This window comes from Azospirillum agricola (assembly GCF_020005195.1).
Classification (GTDB): domain Bacteria; phylum Pseudomonadota; class Alphaproteobacteria; order Azospirillales; family Azospirillaceae; genus Azospirillum; species Azospirillum agricola.
On record NZ_JAIFZR010000004.1, the window covers coordinates 305,044 to 327,004 of the forward strand.

Below are 21,961 nucleotides of genomic sequence, written 5' to 3' on the forward strand. Positions count from 1 at the left end.
ACCTTCCAATGGCTGGAACCTCCATATCTGGACATGCCGCATCGAACGGGCAGCAACCCACTGGAAGGAGAGCCGGCATGACCAGCGCACCGGACACCGCCGCCGCCACGACGACCGCCGATCTCGACATCGGCGTGTCCGGCATGACCTGCGCCTCCTGCGTGCGGCGGGTCGAGAAGGCGCTGGGCCGGGTGCCGGGCGTGACGTCCGTCTCGGTGAATCTCGCGACCGAGCGGGCGCGGCTGGCCTTCTCCGGTCCCCCGGACGCCAGGGCCGCCGCCGCCGCCATCGAGGCCGCCGGCTTCCAGGCGGAGCGGCGGGAGTTCGACCTGTCGGTGTCGGGCATGACCTGCGCCTCCTGCGCCGGCCGGGTCGAGAAGGCGCTGGGGCGGGTTCCCGGCGTGGAAACGGCGTCCGTCAATCTGGCGACCGAGCGGGCCCATGTCGTCGCCTTCGCCGGCAGCACCGACGCCGCCGCGCTGGTCGCGGCGGTCGAGCGGGCCGGTTACGGCGCCGCCCCGGTCGAGGCCGGCGGCGAGCGGGCCGAGGCCGAGGCCCGCGAGGATCGCGGGCGGCGCGACCGCAACCACGTCCTGATCGCGGCGGCCCTGTCGGCGCCGCTGCTGGCGGGCATGGCCGGCGACCTCGTGGGGCTCGACTGGATGCTGCCCGGCTGGGTCCAGATGGCGCTGGCCAGCGTGGTGCAGTTCTGGCTGGGCGCGCGCTTCTACCGGGCCGGCTGGAACGCCGTGCGGGCGGGCGCCGGGAACATGGATCTGCTGGTGGCGCTCGGCACCTCGGCGGCCTGGGGGCTCAGCGTCTACATGGTGGCGACCGCCCATCCGGGGCACACGCCGCATCTCTATTTCGAGGCGTCGGCGGTCCTCATCACCTTCGTGCTGTTCGGCAAATGGCTGGAGGCCCGCGCCAAGGGCCAGACGGCGGCGGCGATCCGCGCCCTGATGGATCTGCGTCCGGCCACCGCCCGGCTGCGCCGCGACGGCGTCGAGACCGAGGTTCCGGTCGAGCGGGTCCGTGTCGGCGACCTCGTCGTCGTCCGCCCCGGCGAGCGCATCCCGGTCGACGGCCGCCTCGTCGAGGGCGCCGGCAGCGTCGATGAATCCATGCTGACCGGCGAGAGCCTGCCGGTCGACAAGGAGCCCGGCGCCCGCGTCACCGGCGGGTCGATCGGCGTCGACGGGTTGCTGGTGGTGGAAACCACGGCGGTCGGCACCGAGACGATGCTGGCGCGGATCGTCCGCATGGTGGAGGGGGCGCAGGCGTCGAAGGCGCCGATCCAGCGGCTGGTCGACAAGGTCAGCGCGGTCTTCGTGCCGGTGGTGCTGGCGGTCGCGGCGCTGACGCTGGCCGGCTGGTGGTTCGCCACCGGCGACCTGGAGCACGCCATCGTCACCGCCGTCTCCGTGCTGGTCATCGCCTGCCCCTGCGCGCTCGGGCTGGCGACGCCGACGGCGATCATGGTCGGGACCGGCGCGGCGGCGCGCCACGGCATCCTCATCAAGGACGCCGAGGCGCTGGAGCAGGCGCACGCCCTGACCGCCGTCGCCTTCGACAAGACCGGCACGCTGACCGAGGGCAAGCCGCGCGTCACCGACCTGATCCCGGCGGAGGGCACCGACGCCGCGACCCTGCTGCGCCTCGCCGCCGGCTTGCAGGCGGGCAGCGAGCACCCGCTCGCCCACGCCGTCCGCGCCCAGGCCGTGGAGGCCGGGCTGACGCCGGAACGGCCGGCCGATTTCCGGGCGCTGGCCGGGCGCGGCGTGTCCGGCCGGGTGGAGGGGCGGGAACTGCTGCTGGGCAACGCGCGCGCCCTCAAGGAGGCCGGCCTGGACGGCGGGGAGCTGGCCGGGCGCGCGGCGGCGCTGGAAGGGGATGGCCGCACCCTGTCGTGGCTGATCGAGACCGGAGGGACGGGGGAAGGGAGCGGCGCGGCCCGCCTGCTCGGCCTGATCGCCTTCGGCGACACCGTGAAGGAGACGGCGGCCTCGGCCTTGCGGGCGCTCGAGGCGCAGGGGGTCGAGCCGGTGATGGTGACCGGCGACGGCTGGGGGGCGGCCCGTTCGGTCGCCGCCGCGCTGGGGATCGGGCGTGTCTTCGCCGAGGTGCTGCCCGGCGACAAGGCCGCCGTGGTGGCGACGCTGAAGGGCGAAGGCAGGACCGTCGGCATGGTCGGCGACGGCGTGAACGACGCGCCCGCCCTGGCGGCGGCCGATGTCGGCATCGCGATGGCGACCGGCACCGACGTGGCGATGCACAGCGCCGGCGTCACCCTGATGCGCGGCGATCCGGCCCTGGTGGCGGGCGCCATCGACGTGTCGCGGCGGACCTACGCCAAGATCCGCCAGGGGCTGTTCTGGGCCTTCGCCTACAACGTGGTCGGCATCCCGCTGGCGGCGTCCGGACACCTCAGCCCGGTGCTGGCGGGGGCGGCGATGGCGCTCAGCTCGGTCAGCGTCGTGCTCAACGCGCTGACCCTGCGCGGCTGGGCGCCAAGGACGGGAGGAGAGGGGTGAACATGGACACGGGCGTTGGCATGGGCATGACCATCGGCGACGCGGCCAAGGCGTCGGGGGTCAACGCGAAGCTGATCCGCTATTACGAATCCATCGGCCTGATCCCGGAGGCCGGGCGGACGGTGTCCGGCTACCGGGTCTACAGCCCGAGCGAGGTGAACGTCCTGCGTTTCGTCAAGCGCGCCCGCACGCTGGGCTTCGGGATCGAGCGCATCCAGCGGCTGGTCGGGTTGTGGCAGGACCGCTCGCGGTGCAGTTCCGAGGTCAAGCGGGTGGCGCTGGAGCACATCGACGAGCTGGAGGCGAAGATCGCCGAGCTGGCGGCGATGCGCGACACGCTGCGCGAACTGGCCGACGCCTGCCATGGCGACGAGCGGCCGGAATGCCCGATCCTGCGCGATCTGGCGGGATGACGGCGGGAGGGGAGCGCCGGCCCTCCCTCACCCCCTCGCGGCGAGGGTGCGGATCGCCAGGGCGGTCGCCGAGGCGCGGTTCTCGACGCCCAGCTTGGCGAAGACCTGCTCCAGGTGCTTGTTCACCGTGCGCGGGCTGATGCCCAGGATCTCGCCGATGTCGCGGTTGGGCTTGCCGTTGGCGATCCACAGCAGGACCTCGGCCTCGCGCGCGGTCAGGCCGAGCGCGTCGCGCAGGATCGCCTCCTGCCGGCCGGCGGCGGGCTCGCTCAGGCGGTAGAGGAACTCGTCCGGGTTGGCCGGGCTGAGGTAGGAGAAATCCAGCCGCCGGGTCGAAGCGCCGTCCGGGATCTCCAGCGAGAACACCTCGCCGACCCCGGTGGCGGCCACCGCCGGGGTCTGGCGCAGCCGGGTCAGCCCCTCGGCCAGCGCGGCCGCCAGGGCGGGGCTCCGGCCGGGGATCTGGGCGTCGGTTCCCGGCAGCAGGCCGGCCAGCAGCCGCTCGGCCTGCGGGGTGCACCACAGGAGCTTGCCCGCCCCGTCGGTCGCCAGCAGGAAGCGGCCGGTGGCGTCCAGCGCCGCGCGGGCGGCGTGGGACACCCGCGCGTTGTTCAGGTGGACACGGATGCGGGCGATCAGCTCGTCCACGACGATCGGCTTGGTGACGTAATCGACGCCGCCGGCCTCCAGCCCCTTGACCACATGCCCGGTGTCGCTGAGCCCGGTCATGAAGACGACCGGCAGGTGCGACAGGTGGGGGACCTGCTTCAGCCGCCGGCAGGTCTCGAAGCCGTCCAGCCCCGGCATCACCGCGTCCATCAGGATCAGGTCGGGGGTGATCTGGCCCAGCAGCTCCAGCGCGCTCTCGCCGTCGACGGCGACCAGCACGGTCAGGTCGGCCTGCTCGATGGCCTCCGTCAGGAATCCCAGCGTCTCGGGCGTGTCGTCCACCACCAGGATCATGTCGCGGCGTTTCATCGTGTCAGGTCCCATCGCTCCTCGCGTCGGCGGTGCTGGCCGCCCCGTCCAGCGCCCTCATGTAGCCCTTCAGGTCGAAGGCGCGCAGCAGCGCGCGCAGCCGCTCGACGAAGGGGAGGGCGCTTGCGTCCTCCGCCTCGATCTCGCGCAGCTTGGCTTCGATCCCGCGAATGTAACCGATACGGCCCAGTTGGCGCAGGTCGTCGATGTGCCGCAACGCCGATTTCGGCGGGCCGGCGGGCGGCGGAGCGGCGGCCGGAGCGGTGACAGGCGGAGCGGGGGCCTTCTCCGGCAAGGGGTCGGCGGCGTGGATCCATTCCAGACCGGTCAGCTCCTGCACGCGGTCGAGCAGGGCGTGGATCTCGATCGGCTTGGCGACGAAAGCGTCGTGCGGGGCGCGGCCGTCGCCGGGGCCCTGCGACTCGTAGGCGTTGGCCGAGACCATGATGATGCGGATGCGGTCCTCGAACAGCCGCCGCAGCCCCTCGGCGACGTCCCAGCCGCTCTCGCCGGGCATCGAGATGTCGAGCATGGCGATGTCCGGCTTGCACTGCGCCGCCGTCGCCAGACAGCTTCCGGCGTCGGACGCGGTGAACAGCACGAAGCCCAGCGGCCGCAGGATGTCGGTCATCAGCGCCAGATGGTCGCGGTCGTCGTCGGCCAGCAGGACGGTGATCGGCGGACCGGCGTAGCCGCTGACGGCGCGGCGCTCGGCGATCTCGCCCGGCCTGTGCATCGCCTCCGACAGCAGCAGGCGGACGGTGAAGGCGCTGCCCTCGCCCAGCCGGCTGCGCAGCGCGATGTCGCCGCCCATGATGCGGGTCAGCAGCCGGGTGATGGTCAGCCCCAGCCCGGTGCCGGCCACCGTCCGCACGGCGGCGCCGTGGCCGCGCTCGAACGGCTCGAAGACGCGGTCGAGATCCTCCGGCCGGATGCCGATGCCGGTGTCGGCGATCTCGAACTCGGCGATCTGGCTGCGGTAGCGCACGGACAGGGTGACGTGGCCGCTCTCGGTGTATTTCACCGCGTTGGACAGCAGGTTGATCAGGATCTGCCGCAGGATCTTGCTGTCGGTGTGGACGTAGGCCGGCAGGTGGGCGACGCGGGCGTAGCGGAACTCCAGCCCCTTGGCGGCGGCCTGGAGGCGGAACATGTCGGCGAGCTGGTCGAGGAACTCGATCAGGTTGATCTTCTCGCGGCTGAGCCGGCGCAGGCCCGATTCGATCTTGGAGATGTCGAGCAGCCCGTCGATCAGGTTCGACAGATGCTCGGCGCTGCGGCGGATGACGCGGACGGCGTCCTGCGGGCGCTCGGTGGCGTTGCGCTCCATGAGCTGGGCGTAGCCGGAGATGGCGTTCAGCGGCGCCCGGATCTCGTGGCTGACGCCGATGATGTAGCGGCTCTTGGCGGCGTTGGCGGCCTCGGCGACCTCCTTGGCCTTCTGGAGGGCGGCGTCGGTGCGCTCGTGGGCGGCGATCTCGTCCATCAGCATGGCGGTCTGGCGGCCGGTCTCCTCCTCGGCCTTGCGGCGGCTCTCGTGCGCCAGCACCAGCAGCCAGGCGGCGACGCCGGACAGGATGAACAGGCAGACGAAGACCGCGAACAGGGCGGTGTGGATGGCGGCGCGCTGGGCCTCCTCGGCGTTGGCGTACTGGAAGTCGATGACCAGCAGCACGCCGCCCAGCACCAGCGTGAACAGCGTCATCACCCCGATGAAATGGCCGGTGCGGGTGTGCACCCCCGCCCCCATCCGGCCCGGCAGGACGCCCTTGAGGAAACGGGCGATCTGGTCGGCGAAGCGGCTGTCGGTCTTGCACAGGTCGTGGCAGCGCGCCTCCAGCGTGCAGCAGAGCGAGCAGATCGGCGCGTCGTAGGCCGGGCAATGGGCCATGTCGGGCCGTTCGAACAGGTTCTCGCAGATGCAGCAGCGGATCTCGGCCTTGCCCTCCGGCAGCCCGGTCGGGGGGCGGGCGAGGTAGTAGCGCCCGCCGGTCCTCCAGGCGATCAGCGGGGCGGCGATGAAGGCGACGGTCAGGCCGATGAAGGGGGCCAGCGCCTGAGCCACCGGCCCGAGGAATCCGAAGAAGGCGGTGGTGGAGCACAGCACCGACAGCCCCATGGCGCCGACCCCGACCGGGTTGATGTCGTAGAGGTGGGCGCGCTTGAACTCGATGTGGGGCGGGCTGAATCCCAGCCGCTTGTTGATCGCGAGGTCGGCGGCGACGGCGCCGAGCCAGCCGACCGCGACGTTGGCGTAGAGGCCGAGGATGCTCTCGATCACGCCGAGGATGCCGATCTCCATCAGCAGCAGCGCCAGCAGCACGTTGAACACCAGCCAGACGACGCGGCCGGGATGGCTGCGGGTCAGGCGGGAGAAGAAGTTCGACCAGGCGATGGAGCCGGCGTAGGCGTTGGTGACGTTGATCTTGATCTGGCAGACGACGACGAACAGCCCGGTCAGCGCCAGCGCCAGGCCGGGCGAGCCGAAGACGTCGAGGAAGGCCAGATGATACATCTGCGTCGGCTGCGCCGCCTCCTCGGCCGACAGCCCGTGCCGCACGGCGAGGAAGGCCAGCAGGGATCCGGCGACCAGCTTCAGGCTGCCGATCAGCACCCAGCCGGGGCCGCCGGCCAGCATCGCCGTCCACCAGCGCAGCCGGCCGATCCTTTCCCGGGGCGGCAGGAAGCGCAGATAGTCGACCTGCTCGCCGATCTGCGGCAGCAGCGACAGCAGCACCGACGCCGCCATGCCGAAAGGCAGCAGCGCCAGCCCGCCGCCGGGCGCCCCCAGGGTGCCGGGCATCGCCATCCACTCCGCCACCGTCGAACGGTCGAGCAGGGCGACGTAGGCCAGCGGCACGCATTGCAGGGCGATCCAGATGGGCTGCGTCGCCACCTGCATCCGGCTGATGAAGCGGATGCCGTAGACGGCGATGGGGATCACCGCCAGCGAGCTGATGACGTGGGCGACCGAGGCCGGGATCCCCAGCACCATCTGTAGGCCGGCCGACATGATGCTGGCCTCGATGGAGAAGAGGATGAAGGTGAAGGAGGCGTAGACCAGCGAGGTGATGGTCGAGCCGAGATAGCCGAAGCCGGCGCCGCGCGCCAGCAGGTCGATGTCGACCCCGGCGCGGGCGGCGTGGCGGGTGATCGGCAGCCCGACCAGGAAGGTCAGCACGCCGACCGCCAGGATCGCGGCCATGGCGTTGGCGAAGCCGTAGGTCAGCGTCACCGCCGCGCCGATGGCCTCGCAGGCGAGGAAGGAGATGGCGCCGAGGGCCGTGTTGGCGACCCGCGAGGCGGTCCAGTGCCGCGCCCGTTCGGCGGTGTAGCGCAGCGCGTAGTCTTCGAGCGTCTGGTCGGCGGCGAGCTGGTTGTATTGCCGGCGTTCGCGAACGATTCTCTGCCTTGCGCTCATGCCCGCCCGTTCCGCCCGTCCTCGGCCATTCGCCGCCGCACCGCATGGTCGGGAGTTTGCCGGTCGTTGGCAAGCCGCAACCACGCGCGGCCGGCCCGGTTGACAGCGCCGTCCGCCGGCCGTTAGCACTGGCCGGGCAAAGGCGGCACCCGCCCGTCGCCGATCCCATTCCGGAAACGGTCCGATGCCTGTCGAACTTATCGTCTGCGAAACCTGCCGTCATCCCGAGGATCCGCCGGAGGCCATGCCGCGCGCCGGCGCCCAACTGGCCGGCCTGATGGAACGGGCGCTGGCGGCGGATCCGGACCTGGCGGGCAGGGTCCGGCTGCGCCCGTTGCGCTGCCTGATGAGCTGCCGCCGCCCCTGCGCCGTCGCCGTGCGCGCCGCCGGCCGGATGAGCTATGTGCTGGGCGACCTGCCGGCCGACGATGCGTCGGTGGAGACGCTGACGGCCTATCTGCGGGCTTACGCCGACACTTCGGACGGAATCGTTCCGTTCAAGCAATGGCCGCAGGGTGTCAAGGGTCGTTTCGTTGCCCGTATGCCGCCTTTGGACGAGCCGGAGGAGGATCGGCCGGGCAAGACCTAGGGCTTGTTTCGCAGCGCCGCAAACTTTCGTTTGACAGCGGATCATCCGAAAGGAAGTATAGTCCGTAAGGCCAACGAATTCGTGGAGGCATGCCTCATGAACGTCGAACCGGATGTGCTGGCTTTCGCGACCTCGCTGCTCCAGGTCGCCAGCGACGCCGAACGGGCGAACGGCTGGGAGCCCGGCGACCTGTTGCGCACCACCCTGCGCCTTCTCGCCGTCGCCGGTGCCGACCGGCATGACTGGGCCGCCGACGAGTTGGCCGACGAGGTTCGCGATCTGGTCGAGGCGCTCCAGCTCCGCAACGCCCATGCCCTGTCCGGCGCCTTCGACTGCCACGGAATGGCGGCGGCGCACTGACGCGCCCGCGTGATCACGGCTTCTGGACGATGACCCCGTACCAGCCGAGACCCTTGTAGGTCTCGTAGCCCGGCGTCAGGGCGTAGCCGACCAGCTTGCCCTGGGCGTCGATGTAATGGCCCATGGTGCCGGCACCGCGCTTCAGCGGGATCGTCTCGGCCAGGATGCCGCGCCCGTCCGACGAGGCGATTACCCGGTGGCGGGCGTCGAGCAGCAGGCAGCGCGAGCGCTCCCGCTCGTTCTCCTCCAGCCGCACCCCCTGCACCACCGCCGCCGCCTGCGGCTCCCAGTCGAAGAAGATGCCGAGCACGCCGACCGGCTCGCCGTTGGCCTCGCCGCCGCGGCGGATCGCCGTCGCGTAGGTCGCCACCACCCGGTCGTCCAGCGTCCGGTTGCGGGCGACGTCGCCCACCGTGAACCCGCCGCCGTCGCGCGTCGCCAGCGCCTGCCGGAACCACGGCTCGTCCGACACGTTGGCGCCGACGGCGTTGCGGTAGCGGTCGGGACGGCCGTTGGCGATGACGGTGCCGTTGCGGTCGGCGATCCACAGGTCGAGGTAGACGGTGTAGGATTCCAGGATGACGCCCAGCCGGTGCGCGGCGTGGCGGCGCGCCTGCTCGGACGGGGATGCCGCGCAATCGACCACGGCGCTGTCGGTCGCCCACCAGCGCACGTCGCAGGAGCGCTCGTACAGGTTGCGGTCGATGATCTCGATCATGTTCAAGGACAGGTCGGCCAGCCGCCTGCCATGCATCTCCCGCACCATGGCGCTGCCGGTGGTGGTCAGGTGATCGACGCGGGCGACGATCTCCGAGCGCAGTTCCCTGGTGATGCCGTTCACCTGGGTCGAGATCTCCGAGACCTCGTTGGCCACCACGGCGAAGCCGCGGCCGCGGTCGCCAGCGCGGGCCGCCTCGATCAGCGCGTTCATCGCCAGCATCTTCATGCGCCGGGTGATGTCCTCGATCCGGGCCACCTTCTGTGACGCCACGTCGAGGACGCCGCGCGACAGGTCGAACAGGCTGTTGCCTGGGTTGGTCATGGGCGTCTCCCACCGCTCGAAAACAAGAGAAACCGTTTGCCGCCGGCAGCCTTCCGCCGGACGGCCCCATTCCGCTTCGCGCCGGAACAGGCGGCGCGTGTCCTCGGCCCAGGTTTTTCCGGCATGGCCCATGCCGTTCCGGCGATTGATTGGTGTGTCGGGCGAACAGGCGGCGTGCCCCTGTCCGATGCCGCCTGGTCTTGGTCCATCATCGCCGCCTCCCAAGAAGAGCATGACGATGTTGCGATGCAACAACTGTGAAGCGGACTTTCTTTCCAAATCGTTAGCGAAATCCGATGCGTGAAGATTGCGTCGAGGCATCAAAGGGGGGCATGAGCGTGGCAATTGAATAGAATTTTACTCGATCTGCCCAAGAGTGGGATTGTCAGCACCCTCCGCGCGGGCGGGCGGGCTTGGGCGGATTGGGTCTTTGGTGCCTGTGAACGTCACCTTGGGCATACCCCTTCGACATGGCGGGCGCTCCGTTCGCTTGGAAGGCATAGAACCTCTGGTGCAAACCTTTGGCGTAGTTCGCATTCCGGTCCCGATGGGGCATGTTCCGGGCCGGTTTCCAACACGCTGACGGACGGATGTCGCCACTCGCCACGCTTTCGGCCTCTTCACCTCCGGTGTCGCGCTGCGTCGTTTTCCTGGTTGCCGGCCACCCGCTGGCGCTGCCGGTGGAGGCCGTGCGGCGATTCCTGCCCTTGCCCCATCTCGACCGGCTGCCGACCGCCCCGCCGCCGGTGGAGGGCGTGTTCCGCTACCACGGCGAAATCGTTCCCGTTCTGCGACTGTCGATCCTTCTCGATCTGGGGGCGGGCGACGCGGGGCTCTACGCCCCGCTGATCCTGGTCACATGGCAGGGACGACCGCTGGCGCTGCTGGTGGACCAGGTGCGCGGCGACGTCGCGGTGCCGGCGGAAGCTCTGCTGCCGGCCGAGCCGTCGCTGTCCTTCAACGGCTGCGCCATGGCCGGATTCGCCGATCCGGCCGCCGGGCCGGGCGGGACGGTCAGCCTGCTTGATCCGGACCGGCTGCTGAGCCGCGCGGAAGGGCGGCTGCTCGAGGCCTTCCGTGCCGCCGAGGAGCGCCGGCTCGGGCTGTGGACGGACGGGACGGCCGAGGGGGCGGCGCCATGACTCCCATCGAAACGATCCTGCGCGACCCGGCCTATCCCCGGCTGAAGGCGATGGTGATCAACGCCACCGGGCTGGCCTATTACGCCGACAAGGACGCGGCCTTCGCCGAACGCATCAACCGCCGCCTGCCCTACGGGCGGGTGACCAGCGTCGGCGGCTATCTGGCGGCGCTGGAGGCGCAGGGGCCGGGCGGCGCCGAGTATCAGGGTCTGATCAACGAACTGACGGTCGGCGAGACCTTCTTCTTCCGCTACATCGAGCAGTTCGACGCGCTGCGGGCGGTCGCCATCCCCGAATGCCTGCGGCGCAACCGCAACAGCCGGCTGCTGCGCATCTGGAGCGCCGGCTGCTCGATCGGGCCGGAAGCCTACACGCTGGAAATCCTGCTGAAGCAGCATTTCGCCGACCAGCTCGACGGCTGGCAGGTCCACATCGTCGGCACCGACATCAACGCCAACTTCCTCGAACAGGCGCGGCGCGGCGCCTACGGCGACTGGGCGGTGCGCGGCCTGTCGCCGGAGACGCTGGACGCCTGCTTCGACCGGCTCGACCGGCTGTGGTCGGTGAAGCCGAAGTTCCGGCAATGGACCAGCTTCATGCCGTTCAATCTGGTGGAGGGCACCATCCCGTCCTACCCGCACGGGATCGGGCTGTTCGACATCATCCTGTGCCGCAACGTCATGATCTATTTCGACGAGACGACCCGGCACCGGCTGCTCGGCGACCTGCACAAGGCGCTGTCCGACGGCGGCTGGCTGGTGGTCGGCCACGCCGAGGCCGGACCGCAGTTGAACGAGCTGTTCACCCCGGTGTCGGTTCCGGGGGCCACGCTCTACCGCAAGCAGATGGAGCCGGCGGCCCCGCCTCCGCCGCCTCCGCCGGGACGATGGGCGCCGGCGCCCGTCGGGACGCCGCGCCCGGCGGCGGCCAAGCCGTCCGTCCGCCGCCCCGCCGTCCCGCCGCCTCCGCCGCCGGCCCCGTTGGATGGGGCGGCCGGCGAGCGCTCCACCGCGCTGGAATCCTGCCTCGCCCGGATCGAGGCCAACCGGCTCGACCCCACGGCCCATTACCAGCTCGGGCTGGTCGAGGAGGAACTGGGGGTCGGCGATCCGGTGGCCGCCTTCAAGCGGGCGCTGTATCTCGATTCGGGCTTCGTGCTGGCCGACTACCATCTGGCGCTGGCCTACTGGCGGCGCGGCCGTCTCGGGCCGGCGCAGCGCCATTTCCGCAACGCCTGCGACGCCCTGGCCGGGCGCGCGGACGACGAGCCCATCGCCGAGGGCGGCGGGCTGACCGTGCGTGAACTGCGCGGCATGCTGGATCTCTGGCTGTCGGGCGAGGAGGCGTGATGGCCGATGAAACCCCGACGGCCGGCTCCTCCATCGACTGGGAGCTGGTGCGCGACAGCGTGGCGCGCCGCAACGCGGCGATGGACGAGGCCTTTGCCGGGCGCGGGCCCTGGGCCGACGCCGTTCTGCGCCGCCGCGCCGAAGCGCTCGCGGAAGGCCCGGAGACGCAGGACGACCGCCCGCTGGTGCCCCTGCTGCTGGCGCGCGGCGCGGCGACCCTGTACGGGCTGGACCTGCGCCATCTGGCGCACATCGTGCCGATGCCGCGCCTAGCCCCCGTGCCGGGGAGCGTGCCGGCGATGCTGGGCGTCATCGCGGTGGGCGGCCGGGTGATGCGGCTGTTCGATCTCGACCGGCTGTGCGGCGGCGTGGCGCTGCCGCTGCCCGGCGGGGAAAGGGGCGAAGCCGGCTACGCCATCGTCCTGCGCACCGGGAGCGGCCGCCCCGCCGCCCTGCGGGTGGCGGCGGTGGAACGGGTGGCCGACGTCGATCCGCCGCGCGCCGCCGCCCCGCCGGAAGCCGGCGGATTCGTCCGGAGCATCACGGCGGACCGCACGGCGGTCCTCGACATGACCGCACTTCTCGATTTCGTGAAAGCCTAAGGCCGGAGACCAGGAATGAACATCAAAGTCGCGCACAAGCTGGTCCTCGGTTTCGGGGTGATCTGCGTGCTGTCGGCCATGCTGGCCCTGTTCCAGATGGCCCGCTTCTCCGACGCGCTGGGCGTGATCATGGCGGTGTCCAGCTACGACACCGACGCCGCCGAGCAGGTGAACGAGGTCGGCACCCTCCAGGCGGAGCTGCGCAGCATCCGCGAATCGGCGCTGAACGCCGTCTCCGTCGCCAACGCCGAGGGGCGGGCCGCCGAGATCCCGGCCCTGATACCGCCGATCCGGCAGCGCTACGAGGAGGTCGGGGCGCGGCTGCGCGGCACGCTCGGCAGGCTGAGGACGATGGCGGCCGAGCGCGCCTCCCTGTCCCCGATCGACGGCCGCCGCCGTGGCTGGATCGAGCTGGACAACGCGTCCAGCGAGATGGGCCGCGCCGTCGCCATGGTCGGCGACGAGGCCCGCCTCATCTACGGCCTGCTGGAGCGCAACCAGGTGAACGAGGCGCTTCAGCACCGCGCGCGCGTCGAGGATCTGCGCAAGACCATGGAAGCCAGCATCGCCAAGTCGCAGGAGGTGATCGACCGGCTGACCCAGGCCGGGCGCGAGGAGATCCGCTCGATCTACAACTCGGCCCTCCAGGCGTCGATCGTCGCGCTGGTCGTGGTGTTCCTGATCGCGGTGCTGGTCGCCTACCTGATCGGCGGATCGATCACCAGGCGGCTGGGCAAGGCGATCGAGTTCGTCACCAAGGTCGGGCACGGCGACCTGACCCAGTCGGTGACCATCCCCGGCCGCGACGAGCTGGCGATTCTCGGCGACCATCTGAACGAGATGGCCGGTCGGCTGAAATCCATGGCCGGCACGACGCGCCAGACCGCCGAGAGCGTCCACGCCGCCACCGCCCAGATCCGCGCCTCCACCCAGCAGCAGTCGGCCAGCGTCGCCGAGCAGCTCGCCGCGGTCGAGCAGACCACGGCGACCCTGTCGGAGATCACCGAATCCGGCGCCCAGATCAACCGCCGCGCCCAGGACGTGGCGCACGGGGCGCAGTCGGTCGCGGCGTCGAGCCATTCCGGGCTGAAGGCGGTGGACGACACCATCCAGGCGATGGACGCCATCCGCGAGCAGGCGGAGGCGGTGGCCGAGAACATCGTCATGCTGTCCGAACGCACCCAGGCGATCGGCGAGATCATCGTCACCGTCAACGACATCGCCGAGCGCTGCCACCTGCTGGCGCTGAACGCCGCCATCGAGGCGGCGGCGGCCGGCGAGCATGGCCGGACCTTCACCATCGTCGCCGGCGAGATCAAGAGCCTCGCCGACCAGTCGAAGGAGGCGACGGCGCAGGTGCGCTCCAACCTCAGCGAGATCCAGCACGGGATCAACGCCTCGGTGATGCTGACGGAGGAGGCGGTCAAGCGCGTCGCCGCCGGCAAGCGCCAGACCGATTCCACCCAGACGACCATCCGCAGCATGGCGGACAACATCCAGGAGAGCGTGCTGGCCTTCCAGCAGATCGTCGCCGGCACCAACCAGCAGCAGATCGGCCTGGAGCAGGTCATCCAGGCGCTCCAGAACATCCGCGAGGCGAGCAGCCAGACGGCGGCCGGCACCCGGCAGCTCGAAGGGGCGGCGGCCAACCTGAACAACCTCGGCCAGGGGCTGGTCGAGGCGGTGCGGAACTACCGGGTGTGATGGGGACGCCCGCCTGATGGACATCCGTCAACGGCTGCTGGCCGCCTTCGAGCTGGAGCACAAGGATCATCTGACGGTGATCCGCGCCGCCCTGCGCGCGGCCGAGGCGAGCGGCGAGGCGCCCGACCTCGTCGAGATCCACCGCCGGGCCCACAGCCTCAAGGGCGCGGCCCGCGCCGTCGACCTGCCGGAGGTGGAGAATCTCTCGCACCGGCTGGAGGCGGCCTTCATCGCCGTGCAGCGCGGCGAGGCGCCGCTCGACGCCTCCACCATGGCGGTGGTGCGCCGCGCGCTCGACGCCATCGAGGACGTCGTCGCCTGGTCGACCCAGGGAGGCGCGGAGGTCGAGCTGGCCGGCGTGTCGGCCGATCTCGACCGCATCGCCGGCGAGCGCGTCGCCATCGCCGCCCCGCCGCCGCCGCCGGCCCGCCGGCCCGCGCATGGCCCGGGCCCGGGCCCGGAGCGCGCGCCCGACCGGGCGGGGGAGGGCGACACCTCCGCCCTCGTCCGCATCGCCGCGCGGGGGCTGGAGCGCCTGTCCGACACCGCGTCGGCCCTGTTGCCGGAGGTCGAGGCGCAGGCGGGGCTGGGCGAGCAGATCCAGATGATGCGGCGGGAATGGTTGGCTCTGGAGCGCTCGTGGCGGCACCTGCGCGTCCAGTTGAACCAGGCCGCCGTGCTGGCCGGCGAGCAGGGCGAGACGGCGCGCGGTTCCGGCCCGGCGGCGGCCTTCGAGCAGCGTTTCCGCGAACTGGGCGGCGCGCTCGACCAGGCGCACCGCACCCACGACCGGCTGCTGTGGTCGATGCGGCGCTGGGGCGGCGGCTTCCAGGAGGACATGCGGCGGCTGCGCATGCTGCCGGCGGAAAACCAGCTCGGCGGCCTCGGCCGCATGATCCGCGACATCAGCCGCAGCGAGGGCAAGGAGGTCGAGGTCGATGTCCGTGGCCTGGAGGTCGAGGCCGACCGCGCCGTCCTGCAACGGCTCAAGGATCCGATCCTGCACATCGCCCGCAACGCCATCAGCCACGGCATCGAGCCGCCGGCCGAACGGCAGGCCATGGGCAAGCGCCCGGCCGCCCGCGTGGCGATCGCCGCGTCGGTGGAGGGGGCGCGCCTGCGCCTGCGCATCGAGGATGACGGGCGCGGGCTCGACCGCGCCGCCATCGCCCGCCGCGCGGTCGAACGCGGCCTGCTGCCCCCCGAGGAGGCCGGCGAGGCGCCGCTGGAACGGCTGGTCGACTTTCTGTTCCACCCCGGCTTCTCCACCGCGGCCCGGACGACCGAGCTGGCCGGGCGCGGCATGGGGCTCGCCATCGCGCGGGCCGAGGTCGAGCGGCTCCAGGGCAACCTGACCATCGCCGGAAGGCCGGAGGGCGGCGCCGTCGTCACCATCGAGGTGCCGCTCAGCCTGCTGAGCCAGCGCCTCGTCTTCGTCGCGGTGCAGGACCAGACCTTCGCCCTGCCGTCGGCCGACGTGGTCCGGCTGAACCACACCCTGTCCGACACCCTGTTCTCCGGGGTCGGCACCCCGATGATCCGGGTCGGGGAGGAGGACATCGCCGTCACCTCGCTCGCCGCCCTGCTGGGGCTGGAGGCGCCGGTGCTGCCCGCCACCGGAAAGCGGCTGGCGCTGATCGTGGTGCGGGCGGGCGAGCGCCGGCTGGCTCTGGCGGTGGACGGCTTCGCCGCGACGCGCGAGGCGGTGGTGACGGCGGCCGAGGAGACCGGGCTGGACCCGGCGCGCTACCTCGGCACCGTGCTGCTCGACGACGGCGGCCCCTGTCTGGTGCTGAACGTGCCCGGCCTGATGCCGTTGCCCGGCAGCGCGCTGCCCGCCGCCGCCCGCCCGGCGGAGGAGGCGCCGCCCGCCCGCGCCCACATCCTGGTGGTTGACGACAGCATCACCACGCGCACGCTGGAAAAGAGCATCCTGGAGGCCCATGGTTATCGGGTGACGCAGTGCGTCGACGGGCGCGAGGCGCTGGAGCGTCTCGCCGAGGGGATGGAGGTCGGGCTGATCGTCAGCGACGTCGAAATGCCGCGCATGGATGGCTTCGCCCTGTTGCAGGCCGTCAAGGCGGACAAGCGGATGGCGGAGATTCCCGTCATCCTGGTGACCTCGCGCGCCAGCGACGAGGACCGCGAGCGCGGCCTGCGGCTCGGCGCCGACGCCTACATCGTCAAGACACGTTTCGACCAGAACGAGCTTCTGGCCGGCATCCGGCGGCTGCTGTGACCGCGCCGCGCCGCATCCGGGTGCTGGTGGTGGAGGACTCGCCGGTCGTCCAGCAGCTGCTCGCCCACATCATCGGGACCGACCCGCGCCTGGAGGTGGCCGGCGTCGCGTCCTCCGGCGAGCAGGCGCTGCGCATGATCGAGCGGGCGGCGCCGGACGTGGTGTCGCTCGACATCCGCCTGCCCGGCATCGACGGCTTCGAGGTGACCAGCCGCATCATGCGGCAGCACCCGCTGCCCATCGTCGTCGTCGCCTCCGACGTGGGCGACCTCGACATCCCCATGCGGGCGCTCCAGGCCGGGGCGCTGGCGGTGGTGGAGAAGCCGGGCAGCGTCGCGCGGGCCGATTACCAGACGGTCGCCCACCATCTCTGCACCCAGCTCGTCATCATGAGCCAGGTGAAGGTCATCCGCCACCGCATCAGCGCCCGCGCCGCCCTGCGGCCCGGCCGGGCGGCGGACGGCGGCGACGCCGGCTCCGGGCCGGGGGCGCTGCCCGGCGAGGCGGCGGCGGCGGACGGCCGGCGGCGGCGCTTCCGCGCGCTCGGGCTGGTGACCTCCACCGGCGGGCCGGCGGCGCTGGCGCGGCTGCTGAAGGAGCTGCCGCCCGACTATCCGATGCCGGTCTTCGTGGTCCAGCACATGGGGGCGCCCTTCATGGCGGGCTTCGCCTCCTGGCTCGACACGGTCGTTCCGCTGCCGGTTCTGCTGGCCGAGCATGGCGCGATCCCGCGCCCCGGCCATGTCCATGTCGCCCCCGGCGACCGCCACCTGACGATCGAGAACGGCGTGGTCCGCCTGACCGCCGGGGATCCGGTCTGCGGGCAGCGGCCGGCGGGCGAGCTGCTGTTCCGGTCGATGGCGACCGCCTACGGCGCCGCCGGCATCGGCGTCCTGCTGACCGGCATGGGCGAGGATGGCGCCCGCGGGCTGGTCGAGATGCGGCGGGCCGGCGCCTACACCATCGCCGAGCATGCCTCCACCGCCGTCATCCACAGCATGCCGGGAACGGCGGTCCGCCTGGGCGGCGCCGTGGAGGAACTGCCGCTCGACCAGATCGCATCCCGGCTCGTGCAACTGATCTCCGATGATAAGATGGCGTCATGAACGGACCCCGTACCCTCGTTGTCATGGCCTCGCAGACGCAGGGGCTGCTGCTGAAGCTGCTGCTGGAGGAGCGTGGATTCGAAACCACCTGCGTCGAGGGGATCGAGCGCGCGTGGGACGAGCTGGCCCGCCAGCCGACCGACCTGCTGATCGTCGAGGCCGAAACGGTGGGGCGGAGCGGGCTGGCGGCCTTGCAGGCCGGCGGACCGACGTCGGTCATCGTGCTGGGGCACGGCGAGGGGGAGCATGATCCCGCCGACCCGCAGGGGGTGGTCGGCGAGGCCGTCGCCCTGCTGGAGCAGCGCAACGCCGCCCCGACCGCGGCGGACATCTTCCGCCGGGCGCGCATCCTGATCGTCGACGACAGCGCCACCTACCGCGAGTTCCTGCGTTCCGAACTGGAGCAGGAGGGCTGCATCGTGACGGCCGCCCGCAACGCCGACGAGGCGGTCGCGGCGCTGTCCGGCGGCGGGCTCGACTGCGTGATCCTCGACCTCGTTATGCCGGGGACCAGCGGCACCCAGCTCTGCCAGCGCTTCGACCGGTTCCGCCGCCGGCGCGGGCTGTTCTTCCAGATCGTCATCCTGACCAGCCAGGACGACGAGGAGCAGCTCGCCATCAGCCTGAACGCCGGCGCCGACGATTTCGTCGGCAAGGCGCAGACCATGGACGTGCTGAAGGTGCGGCTGATGGCGCTGCTGCGCCGGAAGTATTTCGTCGAGGATCATCTGCTGCGCCTGCCGAGACCTGGACCTTCAGCATAGGAGGGAGATAGCGCCAACGTTTGATTTCGCGATGCGGTGCAGCCGTTTATTATCGGCAGGCTTTTCAAATTGTTCCGATGACGGACGTCGTTCCCGCATGGCGATCAGCCTGACCCATCCCGAGACTCCGATCTCAAGAGCCCGTGACGCGATGCTCCGTTCCTCGGCTACCCCCATCTCCGCGACCGACCTGCGGTATCGAGACTGCCTCGACAACGCCCGGCGCCTGTGCGCGGCGAGCGCCATCCCGTCGCTGCTGATCGTCGGCGCTCCGGACATGGCGGCGCTGCGCTGCAACGAGGCGCTGGCTCTGCTGCTCGGAAAGCCGCGCGCGGCGGCGCGGGACGAAACCGGCCCGACCCTGCTGGCGGGCGTCTGGCCGTCGCTGCTGGCCGAACTGCGCCCGCTCTACGGCGACGCGGCGCAGCGGCCGGAGGTCGCCACGCTGCGCCTGCCGCTGACGCCGCCGCTGACCCTGCGCGCGGTGCCGCTGACGGTGGATGGGACGGTGATCGGCGCCCTGGCGACCGCCACGCTGGACGACGCGGTCGAGCACATGACCACGACCATGCGGGCGGAGGTCGAGCGCACCACCGCGGCCCGCTCGCGCTTCCTGGCCTCGGCCAGCCACGACCTGCGCCAACCCTTCCAGGCGATGCGGCTGTTCCTCGACGCGCTGACCCGGCAGGTTGTGGGCAACTCGCGGGCGATGCGGACCACCGGCATGCTGGGAAACGCCATGACGGCGGGCGAGCGGCTGCTCAACGCGCTGCTCGACATCTCGACGCTGGACGCCGGAACGGTCGAGCCCGAGATGCAGGTGGTGGCGCTCGACACGATGCTGAACTCGCTGGCCGACGAATTCCGCCCGCAGGCGGAGGAGAAGGGCCTGCGGCTGCGCGTGCGCGTGCCGAAGGGGACGACCCGCAGCGACCCGGTCCTGCTCGGGCGGATCGTCCGCAACCTGCTGGCCAACGCCATCCGCTACACCCAGCAGGGCGGCATCCTGCTGAGCGCGCGCCGGCGCGGCGACCGCTGGCGGATCGAGGTGTGGGACACCGGCTTCGGCATCCCGCCGGACAAGCAGGACGTCATCTTCGACGAATTCCACCAGCTCACCAACCCCAGCCGCGACCCGACCCGCGGGCTCGGTCTCGGGCTCGCCATCGTGCGGCGCCTGTCGGTCCTGCTGAACGCGCCCATCGACGTGCAGTCGCGCTCCGGCCGGGGCTCCGTCTTCGCGGTGACGGTGGAGCGGCTGGAGGAGGAGGCGCCCGCCGAGGCCGCGCCGCCTCCGCTCCAGAGCGCCGAGGCTGGCGGGACGCTGCTGGACGGCATGAGGATCCTGGTGGTGGACGATGACAGCATGGTGCTGTCCGGCCTGCTTCTGACGCTGGAATCCTGGGGCTGCGCCTCGGTGTCGGCGTCGGACATGCGCGAGGTCTTCGCGGCGGTCGACGGGCTGGAAGGCCCGCCGGACGCGATCCTGACCGACCTGCGTCTGCCGGGGAAGGTGTCGGGCTTCGACGTGATCGACCGGGTCCGCAAGCTGTTCCGCTCCACCATCCCGGCGGTGGTGCTGACCGGGGAAACGGCGCCGGACGCGCTGCTGGAAGGTCAGCGGCGCGGCTGCGCCTTCCTGCACAAGCCTCTGCATCCGGGCGAGTTGCGGCGCGTGCTGGAGGAACTGCGGCGGGCCGCCGGGCCCGCCGGGGATGCCCCGACGATCTGATCGGGGGCGCCGCGGGCGGCGTTACGCCGCCCAGCGGTTGCGCCCGGCGCGCTTGGCGGCGTAGAGCGCGTCGTCGGCGGCCTGGATGCAGGCATCGGCGGTCCAGTCCGGACGATACGCCGCGATGCCGAGGCTGAGGGTGATGTGGATGTCCCGTCCCTCGACGTGCATCCGGTGGTCGTCGACCAGCCGCCGCAGCTTTTCCGCGACGGTCTTCGCCTGCTCCTGGTCGGTCTGGGTCAGCAGGATCAGGAATTCCTCGCCGCCCCAGCGGGCGCACAGATCGTGGCCGCGCAGATTCTGCCGCAGGATCCGGGCCGTCTCCACCAGCGCCGTGTCGCCCACGGCGTGGCCGAAGGCGTCGTTGATCGCCTTGAAATGATCGATGTCCACCATGACCAGCGTGAAGCCGCCGCCATGGCGGGCGATGCGGCCCAGTTCCGATTCGAGCCGCTCGATCATGTGGCGGCGGTTCGGCAACTGGGTCAGCGGGTCGGTCTGCGCCGCGGCGTGGAGGACCTGCGCCATCTGGCGCGAGTCGGTGTGCATGCGGTCGCTGATCGTGGCGATCTTGGTCAACTGCCGCATCAGCTTGCGGTGCTCGGCGGCGAGCGTCCGGAACTCCTCCATCAGGGGATGCCCGGCGTTGTCGCCCGTCTCCTCCAGACGCTGCACCCAATCCAGGAGCCGGCGCTCCTGGGCGCTCATCTCCGTCGTTCCGCGCGGCACGGTCCATCGGCTCATGGTGTGGATTCCAGCGGCAGGCGGACGGTGAAGGTCGATCCCAGTTCGGGTTCGCTCGCCACCGCGACGGCGCCGCCATGCGCCCCGAGGATGCGGCGGGCAAGATGCAGGCCGAGGCCGGCCCCGGTCGTGCCGGCGGCGTTGGAGGCGCGGAAATACTTGTCGAAGATGCGCGGGCTGTCGGCGGCGTTCACGCCGATTCCCTCGTCCTCGACACGCACGACCGCCTGGACGTCCTCCTGCGCGAGGCTGAGCCGGATGTGGCCGCCCCCCGGAGAGTATTTGACGGCGTTCTCCAGGAGGTTGGAGAAGACCACGGCCAGCAGGTCGCGGTCGCCGGGAATGACCAGCGGCCGGCTACAGCCCCGGATCTCGAAATGATGGTTGGGGCTGGCGCTTCCGCGTTCCGCCATCATCTCCATCAGCAGGGCGGCGAGGTCGAAGCGGCCGGTCACCGTGCGGGCGACGCTGTCCAGCCGGTCGTCGGCGAGGCATCGGTCGATCAGATGCAGCATGCGCCGCACCGCGTTGCGGATCTTGCGCACGCGCGGTCCCGCCGACGCCGGCAGGTTGGGCTCGATCTCCAGCATCTGCGAGGCGCTGTCGACGATGGCCAGGGGGGTGCGGAACTCGTGGCTGACCATCAGCACGAACTGGCGCTGCTGCTGGGCCATCTCCTTGGTTTCGGTCTGCAACCGGTCGCTGATCTTGGCGATCTTGCGGAACTGGCGCAGCAGCTTTCCATGGCGGTCGGCCAGAGTCTGGAACTCCGTCAGCAGGGGATTGCCGGCGTTGGCCGGGTCCTCGGCCAGACGCCGGACCCAGAGATGGAGGTCCTCTTCCTGCGACCGCATGACGGGCATTCCTTCAGCGGGCCAGGATGTCGAAGGGCAGGGTCACGTCTTCCTTGAACTCCTCCGCCATGTCGAGCGCGCGGTCGTTGTCGCGGTCGTAGTGCCAGCGCACCGACGCCGGCCGGCCCTGGGCGTTGGCGGTGTCGAGCATCTCCAGCACGTCGATCAGGCACTTGATGCTGCTGGTGTTGAGGTAGCTGAGGCCGATGTCGAGCACCACGGCGGGGGCCGGTTCCTTCAGGAAATCCTCCAGCCAGGAAAAGACGGGGGCGTAGAAGTCGAAGGAGTTCTCCGGATAGGATTCCCCCTCGATCCGCAGGGTTCCGGCCTCGGCGTCGAAATCGATGAGAGGCGAGCAGGAGGTCGCCTCGATTCGCAAACTGTCCAT

18 protein-coding genes are annotated in these 21,961 nt (G+C 71.3%); 12 read left to right on the forward strand and 6 right to left on the reverse strand.

Annotated elements, in window-relative coordinates; genetic code table 11:
* The first annotated feature begins 77 nt into the window (after positions 1-77).
* Together JN22_RS10355 and cueR are read left to right on the forward strand one after the other, a co-directional pair.
* Positions 78-2,534, forward strand: coding sequence for a heavy metal translocating P-type ATPase (locus JN22_RS10355; RefSeq protein WP_085553861.1), 2,457 nt, complete (start codon positions 78-80; stop codon positions 2,532-2,534).
* 2 nt (positions 2,535-2,536) lie between these two features.
* Positions 2,537-2,947 (forward strand): Cu(I)-responsive transcriptional regulator, encoded by a 411-nt coding sequence (gene cueR, locus JN22_RS10360; RefSeq protein WP_282183170.1) that lies wholly within the window; start codon positions 2,537-2,539, stop codon positions 2,945-2,947.
* Between the two features lie 27 nt (positions 2,948-2,974).
* Here cueR and JN22_RS10365 read toward each other — a convergent pair whose 3' ends face one another.
* Positions 2,975-3,925, reverse strand: a complete 951-nt coding sequence (locus tag JN22_RS10365; RefSeq protein ID WP_085553862.1) for a response regulator transcription factor — start codon at positions 3,923-3,925, stop codon at positions 2,975-2,977.
* 4 nt (positions 3,926-3,929) lie between these two features.
* The gene (locus JN22_RS10370) at positions 3,930-7,346 is read right to left on the reverse strand and encodes a hybrid sensor histidine kinase/response regulator (protein ID WP_085553863.1); all 3,417 of its coding nucleotides are present in this window, start codon (positions 7,344-7,346) and stop codon (positions 3,930-3,932) included.
* Between the two features lie 184 nt (positions 7,347-7,530).
* Between JN22_RS10370 and JN22_RS10375 the strand changes: the two genes are divergently transcribed.
* Positions 7,531-7,935 carry a DUF1636 family protein gene (locus JN22_RS10375; protein ID WP_085553864.1) on the forward strand — a complete coding sequence of 135 codons (405 nt, stop codon included), beginning with the start codon at positions 7,531-7,533 and terminating at the stop codon, positions 7,933-7,935.
* A 96-nt stretch (positions 7,936-8,031) separates the two neighbouring features.
* Positions 8,032-8,295 carry a hypothetical protein gene (locus JN22_RS10380; RefSeq protein ID WP_085553865.1) on the forward strand — a complete coding sequence of 88 codons (264 nt, stop codon included), beginning with the start codon at positions 8,032-8,034 and terminating at the stop codon, positions 8,293-8,295.
* Between the two features lie 13 nt (positions 8,296-8,308).
* Here JN22_RS10380 and JN22_RS10385 read toward each other — a convergent pair whose 3' ends face one another.
* A complete protein-coding gene (locus tag JN22_RS10385) occupies positions 8,309-9,337 on the reverse strand; it encodes a methyl-accepting chemotaxis protein (protein WP_085554628.1) in 1,029 nt (342 codons plus the stop codon).
* Between the two features lie 590 nt (positions 9,338-9,927).
* On the opposite strand from JN22_RS10385, the gene JN22_RS10390 reads away from it, so the two are divergent.
* From JN22_RS10390 to JN22_RS10425, 8 genes are all read left to right on the forward strand, one after another.
* Positions 9,928-10,479 (forward strand): chemotaxis protein CheW, encoded by a 552-nt coding sequence (locus tag JN22_RS10390; RefSeq protein WP_223677662.1) that lies wholly within the window; start codon positions 9,928-9,930, stop codon positions 10,477-10,479.
* Positions 10,476-11,828 (forward strand): CheR family methyltransferase, encoded by a 1,353-nt coding sequence (locus tag JN22_RS10395; protein WP_085553867.1) that lies wholly within the window; start codon positions 10,476-10,478, stop codon positions 11,826-11,828. Before JN22_RS10390 ends, JN22_RS10395 begins: the two co-directional genes overlap by 4 nt.
* The gene (locus tag JN22_RS10400; RefSeq protein WP_085553868.1) at positions 11,828-12,430 is read left to right on the forward strand and encodes a chemotaxis protein CheW; all 603 of its coding nucleotides are present in this window, start codon (positions 11,828-11,830) and stop codon (positions 12,428-12,430) included. The genes JN22_RS10395 and JN22_RS10400 overlap by 1 nt, the downstream gene beginning before the upstream one ends.
* A 15-nt stretch (positions 12,431-12,445) precedes the next feature.
* Entirely contained in the window at positions 12,446-14,134 is a 1,689-nt protein-coding gene (locus JN22_RS10405) for a methyl-accepting chemotaxis protein (RefSeq protein WP_085553869.1), read from the forward strand.
* A 16-nt stretch (positions 14,135-14,150) separates the two neighbouring features.
* Entirely contained in the window at positions 14,151-16,373 is a 2,223-nt protein-coding gene (locus JN22_RS10410) for a hybrid sensor histidine kinase/response regulator (RefSeq protein WP_085553870.1), read from the forward strand.
* The gene (gene cheB, locus JN22_RS10415) at positions 16,370-17,479 is read left to right on the forward strand and encodes a chemotaxis-specific protein-glutamate methyltransferase CheB (RefSeq protein WP_223677663.1); all 1,110 of its coding nucleotides are present in this window, start codon (positions 16,370-16,372) and stop codon (positions 17,477-17,479) included. Before JN22_RS10410 ends, cheB begins: the two co-directional genes overlap by 4 nt.
* Positions 17,476-18,243: a response regulator transcription factor gene (locus JN22_RS10420; RefSeq protein ID WP_085553871.1), complete on the forward strand. Its 768-nt coding sequence runs from the start codon at positions 17,476-17,478 to the stop codon at positions 18,241-18,243. The genes cheB and JN22_RS10420 overlap by 4 nt, the downstream gene beginning before the upstream one ends.
* A 151-nt stretch (positions 18,244-18,394) precedes the next feature.
* Complete coding sequence (locus JN22_RS10425) at positions 18,395-19,975, forward strand: ATP-binding response regulator (RefSeq protein WP_223677664.1); 1,581 nt, start codon at positions 18,395-18,397, stop codon at positions 19,973-19,975.
* A gap of 21 nt (positions 19,976-19,996) precedes the next feature.
* Here the strand turns inward: JN22_RS10425 and JN22_RS10430 are convergent, their stop codons facing one another.
* The 3 genes from JN22_RS10430 to JN22_RS10440 are packed head-to-tail and all read right to left on the reverse strand — an operon-like array spanning position 19,997 to position 21,961.
* Positions 19,997-20,719 (reverse strand): diguanylate cyclase, encoded by a 723-nt coding sequence (locus JN22_RS10430; RefSeq protein ID WP_085553873.1) that lies wholly within the window; start codon positions 20,717-20,719, stop codon positions 19,997-19,999.
* Positions 20,716-21,573, reverse strand: coding sequence for a sensor histidine kinase (locus tag JN22_RS10435; RefSeq protein WP_085553874.1), 858 nt, complete (start codon positions 21,571-21,573; stop codon positions 20,716-20,718). The genes JN22_RS10430 and JN22_RS10435 overlap by 4 nt, the downstream gene beginning before the upstream one ends.
* 13 nt (positions 21,574-21,586) lie before the next feature.
* Positions 21,587-21,961 (reverse strand): DUF1987 domain-containing protein, encoded by a 375-nt coding sequence (locus tag JN22_RS10440; protein ID WP_085553875.1) that lies wholly within the window; start codon positions 21,959-21,961, stop codon positions 21,587-21,589.